17 protein-coding genes are annotated in these 23,185 nt (G+C 48.4%); 13 read left to right on the forward strand and 4 right to left on the reverse strand.

Features of this window, described 5'->3' with window-relative positions; translation table 11 throughout:
- Window positions 1–31: 31 nt before the first annotated feature.
- Window positions 32–1,438, reverse strand: a complete 1,407-nt coding sequence (locus tag DW917_RS08920) for an aminopeptidase C (protein ID WP_118117933.1) — start codon at window positions 1,436–1,438, stop codon at window positions 32–34.
- Window positions 1,439–1,745: 307 nt separating this feature from the next.
- Here DW917_RS08920 and dxs point away from each other — a divergent pair, with 307 nt between their 5' ends.
- The 4 genes from dxs (at window position 1,746) to DW917_RS08940 (ending at window position 7,653) form a co-directional block, all read left to right on the forward strand.
- Window positions 1,746–3,644 (forward strand): 1-deoxy-D-xylulose-5-phosphate synthase, encoded by a 1,899-nt coding sequence (gene dxs, locus DW917_RS08925; protein WP_118117935.1) that lies wholly within the window; start codon window positions 1,746–1,748, stop codon window positions 3,642–3,644.
- Complete coding sequence (gene trkA / locus DW917_RS08930; RefSeq protein ID WP_118117938.1) at window positions 3,641–4,984, forward strand: Trk system potassium transporter TrkA; 1,344 nt, start codon at window positions 3,641–3,643, stop codon at window positions 4,982–4,984. Before dxs ends, trkA begins: the two co-directional genes overlap by 4 nt.
- Window positions 4,981–6,438: a TrkH family potassium uptake protein gene (locus DW917_RS08935; protein ID WP_118117940.1), complete on the forward strand. Its 1,458-nt coding sequence runs from the start codon at window positions 4,981–4,983 to the stop codon at window positions 6,436–6,438. The genes trkA and DW917_RS08935 overlap by 4 nt, the downstream gene beginning before the upstream one ends.
- A gap of 252 nt (window positions 6,439–6,690) precedes the next feature.
- A complete protein-coding gene (locus DW917_RS08940) occupies window positions 6,691–7,653 on the forward strand; it encodes a type I phosphomannose isomerase catalytic subunit (RefSeq protein ID WP_118117942.1) in 963 nt (320 codons plus the stop codon).
- 131 nt (window positions 7,654–7,784) lie between these two features.
- On the opposite strand, the gene DW917_RS08945 is transcribed toward DW917_RS08940, so the two are convergent.
- Together DW917_RS08945 and DW917_RS08950 are read right to left on the reverse strand one after the other, a co-directional pair.
- On the reverse strand, window positions 7,785–8,783 hold the full coding sequence (locus tag DW917_RS08945) for a DUF4435 domain-containing protein (RefSeq protein WP_118117944.1): 999 nt from the start codon (window positions 8,781–8,783) through the stop codon (window positions 7,785–7,787).
- A gap of 83 nt (window positions 8,784–8,866) precedes the next feature.
- Window positions 8,867–9,685: an AAA family ATPase gene (locus tag DW917_RS08950; protein WP_118117946.1), complete on the reverse strand. Its 819-nt coding sequence runs from the start codon at window positions 9,683–9,685 to the stop codon at window positions 8,867–8,869.
- 119 nt (window positions 9,686–9,804) lie between these two features.
- Here DW917_RS08950 and DW917_RS08955 point away from each other — a divergent pair, with 119 nt between their 5' ends.
- The gene (locus DW917_RS08955; RefSeq protein ID WP_118117948.1) at window positions 9,805–10,749 is read left to right on the forward strand and encodes a DMT family transporter; all 945 of its coding nucleotides are present in this window, start codon (window positions 9,805–9,807) and stop codon (window positions 10,747–10,749) included.
- Between the two features lie 141 nt (window positions 10,750–10,890).
- Here DW917_RS08955 and DW917_RS08960 read toward each other — a convergent pair whose 3' ends face one another.
- Window positions 10,891–12,471 (reverse strand): L-lactate permease, encoded by a 1,581-nt coding sequence (locus DW917_RS08960; protein ID WP_118117950.1) that lies wholly within the window; start codon window positions 12,469–12,471, stop codon window positions 10,891–10,893.
- A 474-nt stretch (window positions 12,472–12,945) separates the two neighbouring features.
- Here DW917_RS08960 and DW917_RS08965 point away from each other — a divergent pair, with 474 nt between their 5' ends.
- The 8 genes from DW917_RS08965 to DW917_RS09010 all read left to right on the forward strand — a co-directional run bounded on the left by DW917_RS08965 (window position 12,946) and on the right by DW917_RS09010 (window position 23,143).
- Window positions 12,946–14,241, forward strand: coding sequence for an O-acetylhomoserine aminocarboxypropyltransferase/cysteine synthase family protein (locus tag DW917_RS08965; protein ID WP_006849406.1), 1,296 nt, complete (start codon window positions 12,946–12,948; stop codon window positions 14,239–14,241).
- Between the two features lie 40 nt (window positions 14,242–14,281).
- Entirely contained in the window at window positions 14,282–15,229 is a 948-nt protein-coding gene (gene cysK, locus DW917_RS08970; protein ID WP_118117952.1) for a cysteine synthase A, read from the forward strand.
- Window positions 15,230–15,341: 112 nt separating this feature from the next.
- Entirely contained in the window at window positions 15,342–16,901 is a 1,560-nt protein-coding gene (locus tag DW917_RS08975) for an ATP-binding protein (protein ID WP_118117954.1), read from the forward strand.
- Window positions 16,902–16,963: 62 nt separating this feature from the next.
- Window positions 16,964–17,992: a hypothetical protein gene (locus DW917_RS17730; RefSeq protein ID WP_233524686.1), complete on the forward strand. Its 1,029-nt coding sequence runs from the start codon at window positions 16,964–16,966 to the stop codon at window positions 17,990–17,992.
- A gap of 273 nt (window positions 17,993–18,265) precedes the next feature.
- Entirely contained in the window at window positions 18,266–18,601 is a 336-nt protein-coding gene (locus tag DW917_RS08990) for a TM2 domain-containing protein (protein WP_118117956.1), read from the forward strand.
- 100 nt (window positions 18,602–18,701) lie between these two features.
- Complete coding sequence (locus DW917_RS08995) at window positions 18,702–19,016, forward strand: TM2 domain-containing protein (RefSeq protein ID WP_233524687.1); 315 nt, start codon at window positions 18,702–18,704, stop codon at window positions 19,014–19,016.
- Between the two features lie 5 nt (window positions 19,017–19,021).
- Window positions 19,022–19,405, forward strand: coding sequence for a DUF2752 domain-containing protein (locus DW917_RS09000; RefSeq protein ID WP_118117960.1), 384 nt, complete (start codon window positions 19,022–19,024; stop codon window positions 19,403–19,405).
- 504 nt (window positions 19,406–19,909) lie between these two features.
- Window positions 19,910–23,143 carry a S41 family peptidase gene (locus tag DW917_RS09010; protein ID WP_118117962.1) on the forward strand — a complete coding sequence of 1,078 codons (3,234 nt, stop codon included), beginning with the start codon at window positions 19,910–19,912 and terminating at the stop codon, window positions 23,141–23,143.
- The last annotated feature ends 42 nt before the right edge of the window (window positions 23,144–23,185 follow it).

A 23,185-nucleotide genomic window follows, 5' to 3' on the forward strand; every position in this document is an offset into this window, starting at 1 on the left:
ATTCCGAGAATACTCCTATTATTTTTCAAGACTAATCTTCCAACTGGAACAACGGATCGTCTGGAGTCAGCATGGTTGGCTTCTGATCGAACTCCTTCTGCAACTGCTCAGAAGCGAATTTCTTATCTACTACCAAGCGGAACATATACTCATTAAACCAGTCGTTGGTCATGATGAAGCAACCGGAGAAACCATTGTCAGCACCCCAACTGTTTTCCACCTTCCACTTGACCGGCTTGCCATTGGCATCGAGATCCACAGCGGTGAGGGTCATGGCATGAGTAGAACCACTGTCGAAAGTAGAGATGCGCTGAGCCTTGTCCATACCAAAGGAGGTGCCGAAGAGCGTACCATAGTCGAAGTTGTCGGTAGCCAGATAACCACGCTTGCGGTCGAGCTGCTTGCCCACATCATAGCTGGAATACATCTTCTGTCCGCCCTTGAGTGAAGCGATGGCGAGATTAGCGATTTCCTCCATCGGCAGGTTCAGGTATTTCCAGTTGTGACCATCGTAAGTATGACGGTCGTATTCCACCTCGTAGGTCTTGTGATAAGGACGGCGTGGATCGTTCATAACGCTAATGTAAGTCTTATCAAGACTCTTACCTACCGTCTCCTCATAGAAGCTCTTAGGAGTATACTTCTTCGCCTCGCCCACCTGCTTGCCATCCTTGTCGCGGAAAGCATAGGTAAATTCCTTTACCGGTTCGCCCAAGGTAAGAGAGAGCATGCGATAAACCTGTGACAGCATCTCAGCCTTGCGAGCCTGAATGGCAGCAGTTTTCTTGCCATCAGCCACCATCTTGCGCAATTCCAGACCATACTCACGGAGTTTACTGCTCACCAGTCGGCTCATTCGGGAAGTATTGTTGCTGGAGAAAGTCTCAGGCTGGGCACTCATAGGCACCAGTCCGTACTTGCCGGCAAGATCAATCACGCCACAGAAAGTACCGCCATCATTGAGCGGATTTTTGAAGAAGAACTGCACCTGAGGGTCCTCGATATCCTTCTTGCCCAGGTCGATAACACCCTGCAGCATGAGGTTGGCCTTCTCCAACTGGTCGTAGAAGAAGAGATAGTCCTGCGAGAATTCCACCACTCTACCCTGCTTGTCGTTGAGGGCGAAGTTAGAGCGAAGCACATTGAAACCGCTGAACATCCAGCAGCGGCCAGAGCTCAACTGGTTGTGGATAGACTGCTGCGGAGTCTCGATACTGAAATGAGTATCCACGGCAGCAGCATTGGCTGGATTTTTCACCAGGTCGTCGATATTATTATTGGCGATGGCATTGAAGAGAGCCTTCTCGGCAGTACCGCCCTTCTGTGATTTCTCCATCTGCTGGATCATCTGGGTAGAGATGCCTCCCTTACCGGTCTGCGCCATCATCGACATAGAAGCCATCAGCAAGGCTCCCATCAAGATTACATTTTTTCTCATATTATTATATGTGTTATTTGTTTATTATTACGTTTTTACGAATAGATTGGGGTACTGTCTTCCTTATTTTTTGCAATTATTTTGCAATTAACTTGCCATCATCATACCTTAATATATTGCTTGATCATGTTTTACCATGCTTTTATCAAGCATTTTTATACTTTTATGATGCAATTCCCCCACTAAAAGGCAACATTTCTGTGCAAAAATACAAAGAAAAAACTGAAAAACCGAAATTATCGGGATAAATATGATTAGGATTAGCAAAAAAGCATTATCTTTGCAGAGTTATTCACGAGTTGAACACATGGATCAAGAAAAGTTTAGTCTTTTAAGCAAGATAAAATACCCAGACGATTTGAGGAAGTTGAGTATTGACCAACTTCCCCAAGTCTGCAAGGAACTGAGGGAAGACATCATCGACGAGGTAGCCGTAAATCCTGGTCATTTTGCGTCTTCACTTGGCGTAGTCGAGATAACTGTAGCCCTACATTACGTATTCAATACTCCTGAGGACCGCATCGTTTGGGATGTGGGCCACCAGGCTTATGGTCATAAGATTCTTACCGGTCGCCGCGATTCTTTCTGCACCAACAGGAAGTTGCACGGCATCCGTCCTTTCCCTTCACCCTTAGAGAGCGAATATGATACCTTCGCCTGCGGTCATGCCAGTAATTCCATTTCGGCAGCGTTGGGTATGGCGGTGGCAGCCAAGAAGACGGGCAAGGAAGACAGGCATACCGTGGCGGTGATAGGCGATGGTGCCATGAGTGGCGGACTTGCCTTCGAGGGACTCAATAATGTTTCCAGCACCCCAAACAACATGCTCATCATCCTGAATGATAATGATATGAGTATCGACCGGGCGGTGGGAGGTATGGAGAAATATCTCCTCAATCTCGACACCAACGAGACCTACAACAAGTTGCGCTTCAAGGCTTCACAGTGGCTCCATTCCAAGGGCTATCTCAATGAAGACCGCAAGAAGGGCATCATACGGCTCAACAATGCACTGAAGTCGGCACTCAGCCATCAGCAGAACATCTTCGAGGGAATGAACATCCGATATTTCGGACCTTTCGATGGTCATGACGTGAAGGAGGTAGTAAGAGTTCTCATGCAGCTCAAGGACATGAAGGGACCTAAGCTCCTGCATCTCCATACCACCAAGGGCAAGGGTTATGAACCTGCCGAGAAGAGTGCCACCATCTGGCATGCGCCGGGCAAATTCGACCCGGAGACTGGAGAGCGTATCATCGCTGATACCAGCAACCAGCCTCCTAAGTTCCAGGATGTTTTCGGAAATACCCTGCTCGAACTGGCGGAGAAAAACCAGAAGATCGTGGGTGTGACACCTGCCATGCCTACCGGTTGCTCGATGAATATCATGATGAAGGCGATGCCCGACCGTGTGTTCGACGTGGGTATCGCAGAAGGACATGCCGTGACTTTCTCTGCCGGTATGGCGAAGGACGGACTGCAACCTTTCTGCAATATCTACAGTTCGTTTGCACAGAGAGCCTATGATAATATCATCCACGACATGGCGCTGCTCAATCTGCCTGTAGTACTCTGTCTGGACCGTGCCGGACTGGTAGGCGAAGACGGACCTACCCACCACGGTGCTTTCGACCTGGCAGCGCTCCGCCCGATACCCCATCTCACCATCGCATCGCCTATGGACGAGCATGAACTGCGCAATCTGATGTACTCAGCCCAGCTCCCGGGACAGGGCAGCTATGTGATTCGCTATCCGAGAGGCAAGGGCGTGCTGGTAGATTGGAAGAACGAGATGGAGGAAATCAAGACCGGCACCGGACGCAAGTTGAAAGACGGCGATGACGTGGCGGTACTTACCCTGGGACCTATCGGAAACGATGTGGAAAAGGTGATTGCTGAAATAGAAACAGCTTCTGCATTGAGCATTGCCCACTACGATATGCGATTCCTCAAGCCGCTCGATGAAGCACTGCTCGAAGAAATCGCAAAGAAATTTGACCGCATCATCACCATCGAAGACGGAGTGAGAAAGGGAGGATTCGGATCTGCCATTCTGGAATGGATGAGCGACCACGGATACCGTCCGCAGATAACGAGGATGGGTATTCCAGACGAATTTGTAGAACATGGAACCGTAGCCCAGCTGAGAGAAATCATCGGTCTGGACAATGAGTCCATCAGAAAAACAATAGAAAATCAAGAATGAAAATCATTATTGCAGGCGCATACGCCATAGGTACCCATCTGGCTCGATTGCTCTCCAGAAGCAAGGAGGATATCACGCTCATTGATGATAGCGAGGAACGACTCGCCAGCATCGGTTCTGACTATGATCTGCTCACCATGCTGGGACAGCCTACCAGTCTGAAAATTTTGCAGAATGCTGACATACAGGATGCCGACCTCTTCATCGCCGTAACGCCGTTGGAGAGCAAGAACATCACTTCCTGCATCCTTGCCAAGAAACTCGGAGCCAAGCGCACCGTTGCCAAGGTGGATAATCCGGAATACATGGACCAGCAGGCACAAGATTTCTTCCGCGAACTGGGCATCGACAAGCTGATCTATCCGGAGATGCTGGCCGCCGTGGATATCAACAACGGACTGAAGATGAGTTGGGTGCGCCAGAGATGGGATGTGCACGATGGCGCCCTCATCATGCTGGGTATCAAACTGCGCGAAACCTGCGAAATTCTCAATAAGCCGCTCAAGGACATCAGCGGTCCCAACGACCCTTACCATGTGGTGGCCATCAAGCGAGGCAGCGAAACCATCATCCCGGGCGGTTATGATGAACTGAAGCTCTACGACCTGGCTTACTTCATGACTACCCGCAACTATATCCCATACATCCGCAAGATTGTTGGCAAGGAGCATTATGTGGATGTGAAGAACGTGATGGTCATGGGCGGCGGACGTACTGCCGTGAGAGCCGTGAAGAAGATGCCGGAGTATATGGAGACCAAAATCATCGAGATAGATGAACACAGATGTGAATATCTCAATGACATCCTCGACGACCGGAAGACGCTCATCATTCATGGCGACGGTCGCGATATTCCGCTGCTTACCGAGGAGGGAATCAGGAGCACTCAGGCTTTCGTGGCACTCACCGGCAATGCCGAAACCAATATCCTCGCCTGCCTCACCGCCAAGCGACTGGGAGTGAGAAAGACCGTGGCTGCGGTGGAAAACGTGGATTACGTGAGCATGGCTGAGAGTCTCGATATCGGTACCATCATCAATAAGAAGGCGATAGCGGCAAGCTATATCTACCAGATGATGCTCGATGCCGACGTGATGAACGTGCGCTTCCTCATGAGTGCCAATGCCGATGTGGCGGAATTTATCGCCAAGGAGGATTCGAAGGTAACCAAGAAACCAGTGAAAGATCTCGGCATGCCTATCGGTGTAACCATCGGTGGACTGGTGCGCAAGGGCGAGGGAATGCTCGTTTCCGGACATACACAGATAGAACCGGGCGACTCCGTGATGGTATTCTGCCACAACATCAACATGAAGAAAATTGAGAAGTACTTTATATGATAAACAGTAAACTGATATATAAGATCTTAGGACAGCTCCTCTTCATCGAGGCATTCCTGCTCTTCATCAGTCTGCTGGTAGCTCTCTACTATCAGCAGGACGACATCTTTGCCTTCATCGTGGCTACACTTACCACCATCGGAGGCGGACTGATTTTGAAATGGAGAGGTCATGGAGCCGACAATACAATGTCGCGCCGTGATGCCTACCTCGTGGTTTCGCTCTCCTGGATTGTCTTCAGTCTCTTCGGCACGCTGCCCTTCATGATTAGCGGTTACATCCACAGTTTTACGGATGCCTACTTCGAGACGATGTCGGGATTTACCACCACGGGAGCCACCATCCTCGACGATGTGGAATGTTTCCCCCACGGACTGCTCTTCTGGCGGTCGCTCACCCAGTGGATAGGCGGATTAGGAATTGTGTTCTTCACCATCGCCCTGCTGCCTTCGCTTGTCGGAGGACAGACCAAGGTGTTTGCGGCAGAGGCCACGGGACCCATCAAGTCTAAGTTGCATCCCCGTCTCTCCACCTCTGCCAAATGGATCTGGAGTGTCTACCTGGTGCTCACCATCGCATGCATCCTCTCCTATTATATAGCGGGAATGAATCTCTTCGACAGTTTCAACTACGCGATGACCACCACGGCTACGGGAGGTTTCTCTACTCACAACAGCAGTACTGAGTTCTTCCATTCGCCGGCATTAGAATACATCTGTGCTTTCTTCTGTTTCCTATCGGGCGTGAATTTCACGCTGCTCTATGCAGCAGTCATCAAGTTCAAAATCAAGGATCTGTTCAAGAATTCAGAATTCAAGTTCTATACCCTACTTGTCATGGCATTCACCGCCTTCATCATGATAGAACTGGTTACGCTGCGCAATTACGACCTGGAGCATGCCTTCCGCAGCGCCGTATTCCAGGTGGTTTCGTTTATCACCACCACAGGTCTCTTCAATGATGATGCCGCCCTCTGGCCTCATGTCACCTGGGTTATCCTGGCTACATGTATGTTCTTCGGAGCGTGCTCGGGCAGTACAAGCGGTGGACTGAAATGTATCCGTGGCGTGATGCTCGTGAGAATGGTGAAGAATGAGTTCCGTCAAATTCTGCATCCGAATGCCGTGCTGCCGCTGAAGATAGACGGTGTCAACGTGCCAATGCAGAAGCGTGTCACCCTGCTCGCCTTCCTCACCACCTATCTCATCATCTGTCTGGTCATCTCCTTCACGATGATTGCGATGGGCATCGACAATACCAATGCCATCACCATCACGCTGAGTTGCGTGGGTAATGTAGGACCTACCTTAGGTACGGAAATCGGACCTACCATGTCGTGGAGCGAACTGCCCGACCTGGCTAAATGGTTCTGCTCGCTGATGATGCTGATTGGTCGTCTTGAGATTTTCAGTGTGCTGGTAATCTTTACTCCGGCGTTCTGGAAGGAGAACTAATATATGGAATGAGTTGTCGGATAAATCATATCAGATGACAGCATATCAGATATTTGAATTCTGGTATTTGAAAGGAAAAAAAAGCGCTTACTAAACTAAGTAGTTTTCTAAAGAAATGCGTTATATATATAATAAGGTATAAAGTCGGAAAGGCATTTTCCCATCAGAGCGGATATTCTGACACGACGGATTGCCTTGGGAGAATTCAGTGCACATGCACATTTTTATCAACTAAATAAAATTTCATACAACATGAAACCATTAAAATTTCAACCACTATTAAAATCCACCATCTGGGGTGGCAGTAAGATTATCGCTTTCAAACATCTCGACGTAAAGCAGGAGAAAGTGGGCGAAAGCTGGGAAATCTCTGGAGTACCAGGCAAAGAAAGCATCGTAGCTGATGGCGAGATGCAGGGCAAGAGCCTCAATGAGGTAGTGAAAGAACTCAAGGGAAGTTTCCTTGGGGAGGAGAACTACAAGCGTTTCGGAAATGAATTTCCATTGCTCATCAAGTTTATTGACGCCAACAGCGACCTCTCTATCCAGGTGCATCCTAATGATGAGATTGCCCACAAACAGGGCAAGGAGCGTGGTAAAACCGAGATGTGGTATGCATTGCCAAGCGAACCGGACGCCAAACTCTATAATGGCTTGAAGATGCAGATTACACCGGAGCAGTACAAGGAGATGGTGGAGAATGATACCATCACCGATGCCCTGGCTCAGTATGACGTGAAGGAAGGCGACTGCTTCTTTATTCCTGCCGGCAGAATCCACGCCATCGGAACCGGCTGTTTCGTGGCTGAAATCCAGCAGACCAGCGATGTGACCTACCGCATCTACGATTTCAAGCGCAAGGACAAGGATGGCAACTATCGCCAGCTCCACACCAAGGAGGCTGCCGAGTGCATCGACTATACCGTGCAGGCAGACTATCGCCAGCATTACACTCCTGCCAAAAATCAGGGTGTTAGCATGGTGCAGTGCCCTTACTTCACCACCGCCGTCTATGATCTCGATGAGCCTATGACGCTGGATTATTCAGAGTTGGACAGCTTCGTGATTCTGATTGGCTTGAAGGGCAAGGCAAAGATAACCGACAACGAGGGTAATGAGATTACGCTCCAGGGCGGCGAGAGCATCGTAGTTCCTGCCTCTACCCAAACTTTGAAGATAGAAGGAACGCTGAAGTTCCTGGAGACATACGTATAGTTTAAAGGTAAAAAAGTAAAAAGGTAAAAGGGTAAAAGGGTAAAAAAGTAAAAAGAAAGCAGGCAGATGACATTCCGCCAGGCTCTTTTTACCTTTTTACCCTTTTACCCTTTTACCTTTAAAAATTCTTTTTACCTTTTCAAATACTCCTCAATATCCGCCTGTATCTTCTGGAATTCCGGAGAGAACTGGTAGAAGGTGTTCTTCTTCATCATCATCTTCACCTTGCCCAAGCTGTTCTCATAACATGCCATTTCGGTGCGAGCCTGCTCGGAATGGATGGCACGGTCACGGATTTCATTCTCGCGGTCGTTGCGCAGGGCATCACATACACTCTGCACGATGGGACTCACCACCAGGTCGAAGAGATGATGACCCTGTATATATAAATAGGTATTGGTCTCAGTTACCCCGAGGTTGTGAAGATAAGTTTCCATCTCGGGAAGATAGACCTTGTGCTTCGGGAAATGACGCTCCAGTTGGAAGAGCTTTGCCTTCACCTTCTTGGCGAGATAGTCTATCGCCCATTGAGGATCTCTGATTCGTACGGATGGCAGCACGATCACCTTGTCAAACTCAGCCATATCCAAATGCATCGACATCTTGCGAAAACGAATGTAGAAAAGCATGTGCCAAACGAAGAGGGGCCATATCGTACGGGAATAAGCTTCCAGGAAATGCTCGAAGTCGAAGATGCGACGGTCGTTGAGCGTCACCATCACGCAGGTTTCGTGTAGCCCCTTGGCATAGCACTGGTAGTTTTCAATGGCATAGGCATAGGTATGGAAGATGTATGGATTTTCGAGCATCAGCTGCGAAGCCTCGGTAGTGCCCTGTCGGAGATAATCGTAGTCGGCATCCACGCAGGCTATCATATCCTTGCCCACTCCCTTGAGCATACTCGATACCGCAGCCTTCTTGCCACGGTCCAGATGCAGGTTGCGTGAAGGCAGCATGATGTCGAAATAGCGAGTTTCATCCTCAAACTTACCAAGTACAGACCGCCAGAAGAATACGTCATCATAGCTCTCGACGTAAGCCACTATCTTACGTCTCGCCTTCTTCGAGGTCATCCTGTTGGCAGCCTCGAAGTATAGGGAATTGATATTATCGGTTAAACGTTTAGCCATAATAGTCGTGTTTTCAAGTTTAGAGCGAAAACTTTTCCTTCACTCATCTGAATCTGAAATCTCTGAAATCATCTGAAAGAGATTCACTTGATGGTGATATCATTCACTTCGGTGACTTTATCCGTCCATCCATCCATGACCACGGCAGGACTGTGGGTAGTCATGATGATCTGGATGTTAGGGTTCAGTTGGAGCACCAGTCCGATGAGCTGCTTCTGCCATTCGAAGTGGAGACTGATTTCCGGTTCGTCCATGAAGAGCACGTAAGGCTGATTGTCCTCCACCAGCACGGTGAGGAGGATGGCAAGTATCTGCTTTTCGCCGGCAGAGAGCTGGTAAGGCATGAGCTGTTCGCCTATCTGATCGAAGCGGATCTCGTTGGCTGTGCGCACGATGGTCTTGCCCGTATCCTTGAAGAGACTGTCCACTATATCCTGGAACATCCTCTTCGGTTCACTCAGTTTCTGTGCCTTGGCGGCTGCATCAGGATCACCACTCTGCAGCACGGCGATGATGCGATTGCCGATGTTCACCTGATAGTCGAGATACTTGCGCTGCAATTGGAACAGTTGCCAGTCGAGTTCAGTAACCAGCGTGAGGTCTATCTTGTTGATCATCTCGGCATTCATCAACGGCCTATCCACCGAGCGAATCACATCGTAGCGTATCCACTTGGCTTCCTCAGGCTCCACCTTGAGATGCACCCCCTTGATCATGTGGCTCGGGAATTCCCCACCGGCAGCGAGGCCCTTCACCACCTTATTTAATATAGTACTCTTGCCCACGCCGTTTACACCACTCAGGATATTGACACGGCGGTCGAGGTTCCAAAGAATATGTTTGGTACCACTCCAGAGAGAGTCTATCTCAATCTGTTTAATATAATCAGCGTATTTCTGCATAAGAACATCTCCTATTTTAAAATTTTCTACCGCAAATATAGCAAAATTCCTTGAAAATTAGTACCTTTGCACCCGATTTTAACGATAAATATCGACTAATTTAATATAAATAAAGAAAAATGGATAACAAACGACCTCTCATCGCCCACCTGTGTCTTTTCTGCTCCGGTGCATTCTGGGGATTGATGGCTCCCGTAGGCAAGGATGCGATGCTCCACGGCATCGACGGCATCGACCTCGTGAGCTTCCGTGTATTGGGCGGTGCCATTCTCTTCTGGCTCGCTTCTCTCTTCACCAAGAAGGAGCACGTACCAGTAAAAGATATCTTCATGTTTGCTGCAGCAGGACTTTTCGCCCTCGTTTTCAACCAATGTTCTTATACCATCGGACTGAACATGACCTCTCCGAGCAACTCCAGCATCATGACTACTTCGATGCCTATCTTTGCGATGATTCTCTCCTTCTTCATCCTGAAGGAACCTATCACCTGGAAGAAAGCGCTCGGTGTGCTGATGGGCTGTGCAGGTGCCTGCATCATCATCCTGACAAGTGCCACGGCGGGCAATGCGAAGGTGGGTAACATCTGGGGCGATCTGCTCTGTATGTCGGCTCAGCTCTCTTTTGCGCTCTACCTCTCGCTCTTCAAGAATCTGCTGTCAAAGTATTCCCTCTTCACCATCAACAAGTGGATGTTTCTCTGGGCCACACTCTTCATCTGGCCATTCACCATCGGTCATGTATCAGCCATTCCTTTCGCTGAAGTTCCGATGAGCACTTGGTGGGAGACGGGCTATGTGATATTCTTCGGCACCTTCGTGGCCTACATCTGCATGATGATCGGACAGAAGACGCTGCGCCCTACCGTGGTGAGTGTATATAATTATGTGCAGCCATTAGTATCGGTGAGCGTGAGTGTCATCGTGGGGCTCGCCGTGTTCAAGGGTATGCAGGCGATAGCAGCCCTGCTCGTTTTCTCGGGTGTATGGCTCGTGGTGAAGAGCAAGTCTAAACATGATATCGACCGTCACGACCACAGTCTCGCTTACGAGAAAAGACATGCTTAAAAGACAGAAAGCTTATCATGTACGCCACACGCCCTGAAAGGGCAAAAGCTTTATAGATATCTAAATGTCAATTTATAAACAGAAACTGTCCCCATCTGAGATAACAGATGAGAACAGTTTTGTTTTATAAGGAAAAGAATATCAGCAACCGAAATAAACCATCAGTCCGCCCAATACGATATACAACAGGGCGTATGGAATAGCCGAACGGAGAATCTCTCCATCCTTTCCCTCCATATCGCAGGCTGCAGTAGCGATGGCGATGCTCTGCGGACTGATCATCTTGCCACCCGTGGCTCCCGTGGTATTGGCAGCAACCAGCCAGTTCTCCTGACCGCCCTCCATTCCAAAGAATGTGCTCTGTCCTGTCATACCCAACTGGTTGGCAACATGAGCCTGGAGCTTGGCAAAGAGAATATTCGAAGAGGTATCAGAACCCGTTACGAAAGTTCCGATGGCACCAATCATCGGAGCAACCAAAGGATAGAAATCACCCGTCACTGCCACCAATCCAGAGGCGATGGAAGTAATCATTCCCGAATAGTTCATCACACTCGCCAGGGCTATCAGCGAACAAATGGTCACCACCGTCTTGCGCAGATTCACCGTGGTACGGGCAAGAATCACCATCAGTCTCTTGAGGCTCAACCCTTGTATCAATCCACCGATCGTAGCACCCAGAAAGAGCATCAAGCCCGCATTGGAAATCCAGCCAAACTTAAAGGTGCTATCGAGCACAGGCAGATGAACCGCACTCACCAGATGACTCTTGAGGAAAGCATTGACCGGAGGACAGAGGGCTCCGGAAACCAGGATGAATATCAATATAAAGAGGTAAACACTCCATGCCTTCAGACTCTCGGCAAAAGTAAAAGTTTCATTATCCTGCACCTTGCTCTTTCTGGCAAATACCTTGGCGTATGCGATGATGGCAATAATGGCAGCCAACGAACCGATGATGGCTGGAGTCTCCGAACCGAGATAATAGCCGCATACAAACTGTACTACCACGGAAATCACTCCCACCCAAAGGGCGATGATGAGATTCTTGATAAAATTGTGCTTATCGGTAAGCGTCAGGATGATGAAAGGCAGGATGATAAAGAGAGGTGCCAGCTGGATAATGGCGAAGGCCGAAGTCTCGCAAATCTGTGCCGCCGAAGCCGATCCGCTTTCAGCCACCTCGTTACAGAGCGTAGTAACCGGTACACCCACGGCACCAAATCCCGTAGCCACGGTATTACCGATCAAGGACACCAGAGCCGAGAACATCGGTTTGAATCCGAGTCCGATGAGGATGGCAGCAGGTATCGCCACCGCCGTTCCGAAACCCGCCATACCTTCGAGCAGTCCGCCGAAGCCCCATACGAGGAGCAGCACGAGCAGTCCCTTATCATCGGTAATCGACGTAAACTGTTTCTTGATTACCTCAATCTGCTTGCTTTCCACAAGGATATTATAGCTATAAATAGCCATCAGGATGATGATGAGAATCGGGAACACCGCCTTCAGGATGCCTTCCAGCACTGCCCATCCCGTCAGGGCGATAACGCTATCCTCCGCATGTTCCGGAGCTATCATACCCAGCGGCGAAGCTGCGAAGAGAGCAAGCAACACGGTAACCACGAGCGTCAGCAAGGCGCTCTTATGACCTGCCATCTTGAAGCCGAGCATCAAGACGAACAGCAATACGATAGGAATAATAGAAACAACAGATGCCATAAGCCATTCAGTTTTTAATGTTTTCGATTGTAAGATTTTATATGTATGCCTGCAAAAATAACATTTTTCTTTGAAAAAAGAAAGCATTTTTCGGTTTTTTTTTAAGATGTCCGATTTTATAATTTCATACGTCTATAGAATTTAAAGGTTTTGAAAATGCCAAATTCGGGAATAAAAAATGGCTAAATTACGGAAAAATAATCGGCCAAATTAAGTAATTTTACCCCTTTTTTAGCCGAAAAACGCCCGAATACCACAAACGTGGTAGCAGGAATACTACTCATGTGCTATTTCAGAATCCAGAAAATCGCCGTACCTTTGCAACGTCAATCAGAACAAACAGTATGATGACTTTCAGACAGACATCAGAATGTCTTTCAGAGAGAACTTCAATCTGATTTCTGGGCGACAGATTTATATAAATGAATAAGGACATATTGACGTAAAATTTTTAAAAAAGAAAGGACATAGATTATGAGTACAGAAAAGAAACTTCGCTTTGAGACACTTCAGTTGCATGTAGGTCAGGAAAATCCAGATCCAGCTACCGACGCTCGTGCGGTGCCTATCTACCAGACCACAAGTTATGTGTTCCGCAACTCTCAGCACGCTGCCGATCGCTTCGGTCTCCGTGACGCTGGTAACATCTATGGTCGCTTGACCAACTCTACTCAGGGTGTATTCGAGGATCGTGTAGCTGCCCTCGAAGGTGGTGTAGCCGGTTTGGCAGTTGCTTCTGGTGCAGCCGCAGTAACCTACGCTCTGCAGAACATCCTTCAGAATGGCGACCACATCGTAGCTGCCGACAACATCTATGGTGGTACTTATAACCTCATCACTCATACATTATCTACACAGGGGGTAAGCTACACCATCGTAGATCCTCGCAACTTCGAGCAGGTAGAGGCAGCCATTCAGGACAATACCAAGGCTCTCTATGCAGAGACCTTCGGAAATCCTAACTCTGATGTAACTGATATCGATAAGTTGGCAGAGATTGCTCATCGCCACAACATCCCATTGATTATCGATAATACCTTCGGCACTCCATATCTCATCCGCCCTATCGAGCACGGAGCAGATATCGTGGTTCACTCTGCTACCAAGTTTATCGGCGGTCATGGTTCATCTCTCGGTGGTGTCATCGTAGATGGCGGTAAGTTCGACTGGAAGGCAAATGCCGACAAGTTCCCTACTCTCGCCAAGCCAGACCCATCTTATCACGGTGCAGTCTTCGCAGATGTAGCCGGAGCAGCTGCCTTCGTAACCCGTATCCGTGCGGTCATCCTTCGTGATACCGGTGCTACCATCTCTCCATTCAATGCCTGGATTCTTCTTCAGGGCTTGGAGACATTGAGCCTCCGTGTAGAGCGCCACGTACAGAATGCCTTGAAGGTGGTAGAGTATCTGGAGAACAATCCTAAGGTGGCTAAGGTAAATCACCCAGCCGTTCCTTCTCATCCAGACCACGAGCTCTACAAGAAGCTCTTCCCTAACGGCGGTGGTTCTATCTTCACCTTCGATATCAAGGGCGGCGAGAAAGAAGCATGGGAGTTCATCGACCACCTGCGCATCTTCTCTTTGCTGGCTAACGTAGCCGATGTGAAGTCACTGGTTATCCACCCAGCCACCACTACCCACTCTCAGTTGAGTCCAGAGGAGTTGGAGGAACAGCACATCTATCCTTCTACCGTTCGCCTGAGCATCGGTATCGAGAATATCGACGACTTGATTGAGGCACTCGACGAGGCATTCACTTATGTAAAGTAGTGAGTAGTGAATTATTAATGATTAAAATTAGAGTACAGTTATGGCAAAGATATATAAGCAGATTACTGATTTAATCGGTAAGACCCCATTAGTAGAATTGGGAAAATATTCAGCATCCAAGGGTTTGGAGACTCCTGTAATTGCTAAGGTAGAATTCTTCAATCCAGGCGGAAGCGTAAAAGACCGCGTAGCCCTCGCCATGATCGAGGATGCAGAGCAGAAGGGACTCCTCAAACCGGGAGCTACCATCATCGAACCTACCAGTGGCAATACAGGTGTTGGATTGGCTTTGGTATCAGCCGTGAAAGGCTACCACCTCATCCTCACCATGCCTGAGACGATGAGTATCGAGCGCAGAAACTTGGTGAAGGCTTACGGCGCACAGGTGAAATTGACCAGCGGCAAAGACGGTATGCCGGGTGCCATCAAGGCTGCCGAGGAGTTGAGAGATTCCATCCCTGGTTCTGTGATTTTAGGACAGTTCACCAACCCAGCCAACCCTGCCAAGCACTATGCTACAACGGGTCCAGAGATCTGGGCTGATACTGATGGCGAGATTGATATCTTCGTAGCCGGTGTAGGAACCGGTGGAACCATTTCGGGTATCGCCAAGTACTTGAAGGAGCAGAATCCTAACGTGAAGGTGATTGCCGTAGAGCCAGCCACATCGCCTGTATTGAACGGCGGACAGAGCGGTCCTCACAAGATTCAGGGCATCGGTGCCGGTTTCATTCCAGAGACTTACTCTTCTGAATACATCGATGAGGTATTGGACATTCAGAACGATGATGCCATCAAGGCTGGTCGTGATTTGGCTCAGACCGAGGGTCTGCTGGTAGGAATCTCATCAGGAGCTGCAGCCTTTGCAGCCACTGAGATTGCGAAGCGTCCTGAGAACAAGGGCAAGAAGATCGTAGCCCTCTTGCCAGATACTGGTGAGCGTTACTTGAGCACTGTACTCTATGCTTTCGAGGAGTATCCTTTGTAAATCGCCTCTCATTCGCTGAGATGCAGAAACGCAGAGAAGATTTTCCCTCATTAAAGTTTGGTGGTATCATTTTTTTGTTGTAGCTTTGCAAATGAATTAATTCGATGACGCAATGGCAAGAAAATTATATCCTATAGGAATTCAGACATTTGAACGGATCCGCAAGGAGGATAAGTTCTATATAGATAAGACGGAATATGTCTATCGTATGACTCATACGGATGGAACGTATTTCTTCTTGAGTCGCCCACGCCGTTTCGGTAAATCGCTGCTGGTTTCCACCTTCCAAAGTTATTTCGAGGGAAAGAAGGAACTGTTCAAGGGGCTTGCCATCGAGAAGCTGGAAAAGGAGTGGAATACTTATCCTGTTCTGCACTTCGACCTGAGCAAGGGTAAGCACATGGAGAAGGAGCAGTTAGAAGAGCATCTGGGCTACCTTTTGGAAGATTATGAACAAAAGTATGGTATAGAAAATCACCGTAACGGAAACAATAATCGGTTCAATGACTTGATAGAAGTGATTTCCCAAAAGACAGGCAAGCAGGTGGTGGTACTCATTGATGAATATGACGCTCCGCTGCTGGATGTGGCGCATGAACAGGAAAAACTCGATGAGCTCCGTAACACAATGCGCAACTTCTATAGTCCTCTGAAGGGAAACGAGTCTATGCTTCGATTTGTCTTTATGACGGGCATCACGAAGTTTTCACAGCTCAGCATCTTCAGCGAGCTGAACAACATCACCAACGTGAGTATGGACGAGCCTTACGCCGGCATCTGCGGCATCACCAAGGAGGAAATGTTGACCCAGATGAGTGATGACATCGACGCTCTTGCCAAGCATCTAGAACTGAGCAGGAAGGAGACCATTCAGGAGCTCAAAGACCATTATGATGGTTATCACTTCACATGGCCATCGCCTGATATTTTCAATCCTTATAGCTTGCTTAATTGTTTCGCAAAACAAGATTTGAGAGCTTTTTGGTTTGAGTCTGGCACACCTGTTTATCTTATCAACATGATGAGAAAATTCAAGGTTCTTCCTTCTATGCTGGGCAGGATGAGAGCCAAGGCTTCCTCTTTTGATGCTGCTACGGAAAAAATGACGAGTTTGTTGCCTTTGCTTTACCAAAGCGGATATTCCACCATCAAAGGGTACGAGAAAAAGACCAGGGTTTATACCTTGGATATTCCAAATCGAGAAATTTTTATCGGTCTTTATGAGAGCTTGTTGCCTGGATATGTGCAATCGGAATCTGATGAAGGAAAGGTGGTGATAGCGGATATTTCCACCTATCTGGAAGACAAGGATATGGAAGGGGCGTTACAACTCTTGGCAGACTTCTTGGCGACAGTGCCTTATTGTGCCAATACGGATTATGAGGGACATTACCAGCAGATGTTTTATATCATCTTTGCCTTGCTTACTGACTACAATATTATTGTGGAGCAGCACACGGCTAAAGGGAGAATCGACATCACGATGGAGACTGCCGACACCATCTATGTGATGGAACTGAAATTCAATAAGAGTGCGCAAGAGGCATTAGACCAAATCAATGACAAGCATTATGCCCAAGCCTTTGCCTTGAAGAATAAGGAAATTGTAAAGGTGGGCTTGAACTTCTCTGTCAAAGACGAGGTGAATACTCTGGAATGGGTGATTTCCTGACACTGAGGGGGTTAGCCGATGGATTACGATTGACTTTCACAAATTTTTAAAATAACCATCCCATGACATACGAAGATTTCAAGCAATTGGCTGAGCATCCACAGCATCGGGATGTTCCTGCCATCTTCAAGCTCGAAGTTTTAGAAACGGAAGAGCTGGAGGAGAAGAAGCGTTCACATTACCCGAAATACAAGGTGAACACCTATTGTCCGCAAGCCTTCACCACAACCCTTGAAGAGGCTGAAAGACTGATGCACCAGGATGTCCTTTACCGCAAAAAGATGAAGGAGGAAGACGACTATCCGCTGGATACCTTCTGCTATTATATCTCGGAGATTCCAATGGGACTGTTGCACTACGACCGCGAATGTCTTTCTGAAAGAGTGTATGACGGTGAGGGAAAACTGATCGACCGGTCTTACTGCTGTTCGGGTTTCAGCATTTACTATCCCGGAGTCTGCGATTCGCATGCATACGACCGTCATCCTGACGAGACCTTCCGAGGCAGAAGCGCAGAACAGATCAGATTCCAGAAAGGTGACATCGTGGAAGTATATCGTGGCGATGAGGTGAAACTTGCCATCGTTGTCGGTACTCCGCTTACCACCGAATGGATCTGGGAGAGAAACCAGGCTGTCAAGGATAAAAGGGGATTGGATGAACTGCCATATGATGAGACGGATGACAGCTATACCGTGATAGATGGTCCCAGCTACGAATACCACGACCACGTTCCGTCGCTGTATGTCTTCGCCCCTCACTATCATGTGCCGCTCTATCTTCAAAGACGATTCAAGGGTTATCTGGAAAAGGCTGAGAAAAAGCAGAAAGAAGAGGAGGAGAAAGACAGGATCTTCCGCCAGGCTCACGATTGCAGCTTCAGCAACAAGGAACAGATAGAGAAGTCTGAAAAGTGCGGCTGCTTCAGCTGCTGCGAAATCTTCTCGCCATCCGAAATCACGGATTACCTCCCTGATGAGCCGCCTACAGCAGAATGTCCCTTCTGTTATACCGACTCCGTAATAGGTGATGCCTCCGGCTTCCCTATCACCAAGGATTTCTTGAAGAAAATGAAGAAGAGATGGTTCTAGGCATAATAAGGAAAGCCACCAAGGTCGTTGATAAGTTAGCACATACTTTAGGCTCTACTCGTTACCTATATATAATAAGGTGTAACAAAGGTTACACTACAAATGGAATAAACGGAATGGTCAAAAAAAAGGAAAAAATAACTTTTTTGAAAAAAAATCGACATAGAATTAGGATATATTCATTTATTTTATTATATTTGCAGTGTTAGAAAGTAAAAGTAAATATACATAATAGATCTTAACATTCTTAACTTAATAACAAAAATAAAGATTATGGAAAAAGAAAAAATTGATCAGTTCATGATGGCGAATGCCAAGTTCTTTCCTCCTATGATGGTAGGTCAGATCAAGGATAAATTAGCCACACTCGGCGAGGACAAAGAGACCATGTTGATTTCAACAGACTGGAAAAATCCTACAGTCGGATTCCTTTTCGCTTTCTTCTTGGGAGGTTTCGGAGCCGATCGTTTCTGGTTGGGCGATACAGGATTAGCAGTTGTCAAACTCATCACTTGTGGTGCAGGCGGCATTTGGTCACTCATCGACCTGTTCACCGTAGGTAAGAGAACACGTGAATACAACTATAAAAAGTTTATGACGTATTTTTAAACAAGTCATTTGAGGAAGAGCCTTCTGGTTCTTCCTCGTTCATCATCAATACAATATCATTATCCTATAGAAATATATCACTATGAGCGAACAAACCAATATGCTATTAATGACATATAGCAAATACTTTCCAGAAGAAAACATCATGATGCTCAAGCAGAAATTCGACCAGCTGGACGAATCGAAGAAATCATTGATGTATTCTCTCCAGTTCAAAGACCCTGTCACAACACTCATCCTGTCACTGTTAGTCGGCGGCTTAGGCATTGACCGCTTCTACATTGGCGACACAGGACTCGGAATAGCCAAGTTGCTGACATGCGGCGGATGCGGCATCTGGACCATTGTCGATTACTTCCTGATCATGAAGAGAACCAAGGAAAAGAACTTCGAGAAATTGATGTCTCTCATCTAAACCAAATGGGCAAACGAGAAACGATCATATTGTCGGCGCTTTACCTATTGGGCATCGCATGGATGTTTATCTACATCCACTACAAGGTAAATATTCTCCTATGCCCCACCAAATGGGCATTGGGAATACCTTGTCCTGGATGCGGGATGACAAGGGCCTTGAGCCTTTTGCTCAAGGGCGACATGGTGGCTGCCGTCACCATGAATCCCAACATCGTGATAGCCTTAGTCGGCATTGTCTTAGCCCCTTTCCTGCTTTTCAGCCAATGGTTTACCAATAGGGATTATATGGGGAGAATCAACTCTTTACTAAATCGCAAGCAGTTTCTTATCCCCTTCTGCACATTCGAAATCATGATATGGGCATACAACATCATGCGCCATATCTAAATATTCATCCCCCATACTATCCTGTTTTCAATAGCTAAAATTCGAGACCATTGACCGCATAGAGCGGTATATTCGTAACCCATTCTTCCTCTTTATAATCATTCATGGAGATGCGGAAGGCCCTTCTTGGACTGGTTGGCAGCCACAAACTGGCGCAGACTTTTCGCCTTCACATTCGTCTCGGCTTTCTTTACAAGGTGCTATCGCAATGCATCCTATCCCCCTTACCCCTGCATCCTAATGACTGATTCTTGTTTTAAATGACGAAGATGAACCTGCGGAAAATCGAACTGTAATCGTAATCAGTAATCAGAACTCCCCGTCAATGCAATAACTGGAGAAGTGGGATGGCAAGAAATGAGAATACAGAAAAAGGAAAGGTAAAGAATAAACATCCAATGAAAAAAGTAACATCCGTGCTTAAAAATAAAAATAATATTTGGTGATTTCACATAAAAACTATAACTTTGCAACAATAATTTATTAGAAAGTGACTTTGTGATAATGAAAAAACTATTCCTTAGTGCTGCTTTTCTGGCAGCATCGCTCGCATCCCAGGCACAGCAAGCCCCATTGTGGATGCGCTACCCTGCCATCTCGCCTGATGGCAAAACCATCGTTTTCTCCTACAAGGGAGACATCTACAGCGTTCCTGCCACGGGCGGAGAAGCCAGACAGCTCACCACAAATGCTGCTCACGACTCCTACCCCATCTGGAGCCCTGACGGCAAGAAAATAGCCTTCGCTTCCAACCGCGAGGGAAGTTTCGACGTATATGTGATGTCTGCACACGGAGGCGCACCTACACGCATCACCACCAACAGTGAGCGCGAAATTCCTGTTGCCTTCAAGGACAACGACCACGTGCTCTTCTCTGCCAACATCATGCCTACCGCTGAGAGCAACCTCTTTGCCAGCCGGGAATTCTCGCAGGTTTACGAGGTAAGCACACAGGGCGGAAGACCGAAACTCTATTCCGTCATCCCGATGGAAGACATCAGCATCAACGCCAAGGGACAGGTGCTCTACCACGACTCCAAGGGATATGAAGACCAGTGGCGCAAACATCATACTTCGCCTATCACTCGCGATATCTGGATGCTCGACAACGGGAAATACCAGAAGATAACTGCCTTCAAGGGCGAAGACCGCACGCCTGTATGGGCTGCCGACGGTGAGAGCTTCTACTACCTGAGCGAGCAGGCAGGATCCTTCAACATCTATCATCGCAACATCGCTACCGGCAAGGACGTTCAGCTCACCCATGAGAAGAAGAATCCTATCCGATTCCTCACCTCCTCTGCCGACGGACTCCTCTGCTACGGCTACGACGGCGAAATCTACACCGTGAAGGAGGGAGCACAGCCACAGAAGGTGAACATCTCCATCACCGCCGACAATGATGAGCCAAGTCTCGTACGCCAGGTGCGCAGTTGGGGAGCCACAGAAATAGCCCTCTCACCAGATGCCAAGGAAGTGGCTTTCGTGATGCACGGCGATGTATATGTGACATCCACCGAATACAAGACCACCAAGCGCATCACCGACACACCGCAGCAGGAGCGCAACGTGAGTTTCTCGCCAGACGGCAGAAGTCTCGTCTATGCCTCTGAGCGCAACGGCGTATGGCAGATATATCAGGCTAAGATCAAGAACGAAAAGGAGAAGAACTTCACCTACTGCACGGATGTGGAGGAGGAGCAACTCACCAAGACCAATATGACCTCGCAATATCCAGCCTACAGTCCGGACGGCAAGGAAGTGGCCTTCTATGAAGACCGTGCCACCCTGCGCATCATCAATCTGAAGACCAAGGATGTGCGCACCGTGCTCGACGGCAAGTACAACTACTCCTACTCCGATGGCGACATCTGGTTTGAGTGGAGTCCGGACAGCAAGTGGCTCCTCTGCAGCTACATAGGCAACGGCGGATGGAACAATACCGATATCGCACTGGTGAAAGCCGACGGCAAGGAGATGCACAACCTGACCAACAGTGGATATAGCGACAGCAACGGCAAGTGGGTGCTCGGCGGAAAGGCGATGCTTTTCGAAAGCGACCGTGCCGGTTATCGCAGTCATGGTTCATGGGGCGCAGAAAGCGATGCTTATCTCATGTTCTTCGACCTCGATGCCTACGACCGCTTCCGCATGAGCAAGGAGGAACTCGAACTCGCTGAGGCCAACAAGGACGAGAAGGAGAAGAAGGCCGACGAGAAGGAGGAGAAGAAGAAGGAAGACAAGAAAAAGAAAGAGGAGAAGTCTGGCAAGATAGAGGTGGACAAAGTGAAACCGCTCGAACTGGACATCGACAACTGCCGCGACCGCATCGTACGACTCACCGTCAACTCATCCCACATGGGTGATGCCATCCTCGATACCAAGGGCGAGAAGATCTACTATCAGGCTTCTTTCGAAGGCGACTACGACCTGTGGTGCCACGACCTGAAGGAGAACAAGACCTCGCTGATGATGAAGAGCATCGGACAGGGCGGATTCGTAGCCGACAAGGATGTGAAGAACCTCTATCTCTGCAACGGCAGCAATATCAAGAAGGTGGAACTCGGTTCGAGATCTACCAAAAATATCGACTTCGAGGCTCCGTTCAACTACAAGCCTGCCGAGGAGCGTCAGTATCTCTTCGACCACGTATGGAGACAGGTGGCTGACAAGTTCTACGACCCTAAGATGCAGGGCGTGGACTGGGAGTACTATCGCAAGGTGTATGAGAAGTACTTACCTTATATTAATAATAACTTCGACTTCGCTGAGATGTTGAGCGAGATGCTGGGCGAGCTGAATGCCAGCCATACCGGTTGCCGTTATTATGCCAGCGGAGCCACCCTCTCTACCGCAGCATTGGGCGTATTCCTCGACCCATCCTACGAGGGCGACGGACTGAAGATCAAGGAGATTATCAAGCGCGGTCCTTTTGCCGTGAAGAAGAACGAGGTGACTCCGGGCAGCATCATCGAGAAGATAGACGGCACCGACATCAAGGCAGGCGAAGACTACAATGCGCTGCTCGACGGAAAGGCTGGCAAGAACATCCGCCTCACCATCAAGAATGCCAAGGGCAAGCGCTTCGACCTCACCATCAAGGCCATCTCGCAGGGTGCCCAGCAGGAGTTGCTCTACAAGCGATGGGTGGATAGAAACCGTGCCATCGTGGACAGTGTTTCGCACGGCAGAATAGCCTATGTGCACGTGAAGGCGATGAACAGCGAGAGTTTCCGCACCGTGTATAATGAACTGTTGAGCGAGAAAAACCGCACCAAGGATGCCGTCATCGTGGATGAGCGTCACAATGGTGGCGGCTGGTTGCACGACGACCTCTGCACCCTGCTCAGCGGCAAGCAGTATCAGGAGTTTGTGCCTCATGGCAAGGTGGTGGGCAAGGATCCATTCAACAAGTGGACCAAGCCATCCTGCGTATTGATCTGCGAGGACGACTATAGTAACGGTCATGGTTTCCCATGGGTATATAAGGAGTTGGGCATCGGCAAGCTGATAGGTGCACCGGTGGCTGGAACAATGACTGCCGTATGGTGGGAGACCTTGATGGACCGCAGCCTGGTATTCGGTATTCCTCAGGTAGGTTGCCGTGACATGCGTGGCACCTTCGGCGAGAACACCACTCTCCAGCCAGACATCGAAGTGTATAATTCTCCAGAGGATTACATCACCGGCCATGACACTCAGCTCATCAGAGCCGTAGAGGAAATGATGAAGAAGTAAGGAAAAAATTTATCAAGAAATGAGAGGGTGTGCCATAAACCA

It is taken from the genome of Prevotella sp. AM42-24, assembly GCF_003461825.1.
Lineage (GTDB): Bacteria > Bacteroidota > Bacteroidia > Bacteroidales > Bacteroidaceae > Prevotella > Prevotella hominis.

What these genes read in the sequence shown, in the direction of transcription:
- DW917_RS08975 (WP_118117954.1), top strand. Translation starts at nt 15,342, where the DNA reads ATGGCAAGAAAATTATATCCTATAGGAATTCAGACATTTGAACGGATC.
- DW917_RS08945 (WP_118117944.1), bottom strand. Translation starts at nt 8,783, where the DNA reads ATGGCTAAACGTTTAACCGATAATATCAATTCCCTATACTTCGAGGCT.
- DW917_RS09000 (WP_118117960.1), top strand. Translation starts at nt 19,022, where the DNA reads ATGGGCAAACGAGAAACGATCATATTGTCGGCGCTTTACCTATTGGGC.
- DW917_RS08950 (WP_118117946.1), bottom strand. Translation starts at nt 9,685, where the DNA reads ATGCAGAAATACGCTGATTATATTAAACAGATTGAGATAGACTCTCTC.
- cysK (WP_118117952.1), top strand. Translation starts at nt 14,282, where the DNA reads ATGGCAAAGATATATAAGCAGATTACTGATTTAATCGGTAAGACCCCA.
- dxs (WP_118117935.1), top strand. Translation starts at nt 1,746, where the DNA reads ATGGATCAAGAAAAGTTTAGTCTTTTAAGCAAGATAAAATACCCAGAC.
- DW917_RS08965 (WP_006849406.1), top strand. Translation starts at nt 12,946, where the DNA reads ATGAGTACAGAAAAGAAACTTCGCTTTGAGACACTTCAGTTGCATGTA.
- DW917_RS08960 (WP_118117950.1), bottom strand. Translation starts at nt 12,471, where the DNA reads ATGGCATCTGTTGTTTCTATTATTCCTATCGTATTGCTGTTCGTCTTG.
- DW917_RS09010 (WP_118117962.1), top strand. Translation starts at nt 19,910, where the DNA reads ATGAAAAAACTATTCCTTAGTGCTGCTTTTCTGGCAGCATCGCTCGCA.
- DW917_RS08920 (WP_118117933.1), bottom strand. Translation starts at nt 1,438, where the DNA reads ATGAGAAAAAATGTAATCTTGATGGGAGCCTTGCTGATGGCTTCTATG.
- DW917_RS08935 (WP_118117940.1), top strand. Translation starts at nt 4,981, where the DNA reads ATGATAAACAGTAAACTGATATATAAGATCTTAGGACAGCTCCTCTTC.
- DW917_RS08955 (WP_118117948.1), top strand. Translation starts at nt 9,805, where the DNA reads ATGGATAACAAACGACCTCTCATCGCCCACCTGTGTCTTTTCTGCTCC.
- trkA (WP_118117938.1), top strand. Translation starts at nt 3,641, where the DNA reads ATGAAAATCATTATTGCAGGCGCATACGCCATAGGTACCCATCTGGCT.
- DW917_RS08995 (WP_233524687.1), top strand. Translation starts at nt 18,702, where the DNA reads ATGCTATTAATGACATATAGCAAATACTTTCCAGAAGAAAACATCATG.
- DW917_RS08940 (WP_118117942.1), top strand. Translation starts at nt 6,691, where the DNA reads ATGAAACCATTAAAATTTCAACCACTATTAAAATCCACCATCTGGGGT.
- DW917_RS17730 (WP_233524686.1), top strand. Translation starts at nt 16,964, where the DNA reads ATGACATACGAAGATTTCAAGCAATTGGCTGAGCATCCACAGCATCGG.
- DW917_RS08990 (WP_118117956.1), top strand. Translation starts at nt 18,266, where the DNA reads ATGGAAAAAGAAAAAATTGATCAGTTCATGATGGCGAATGCCAAGTTC.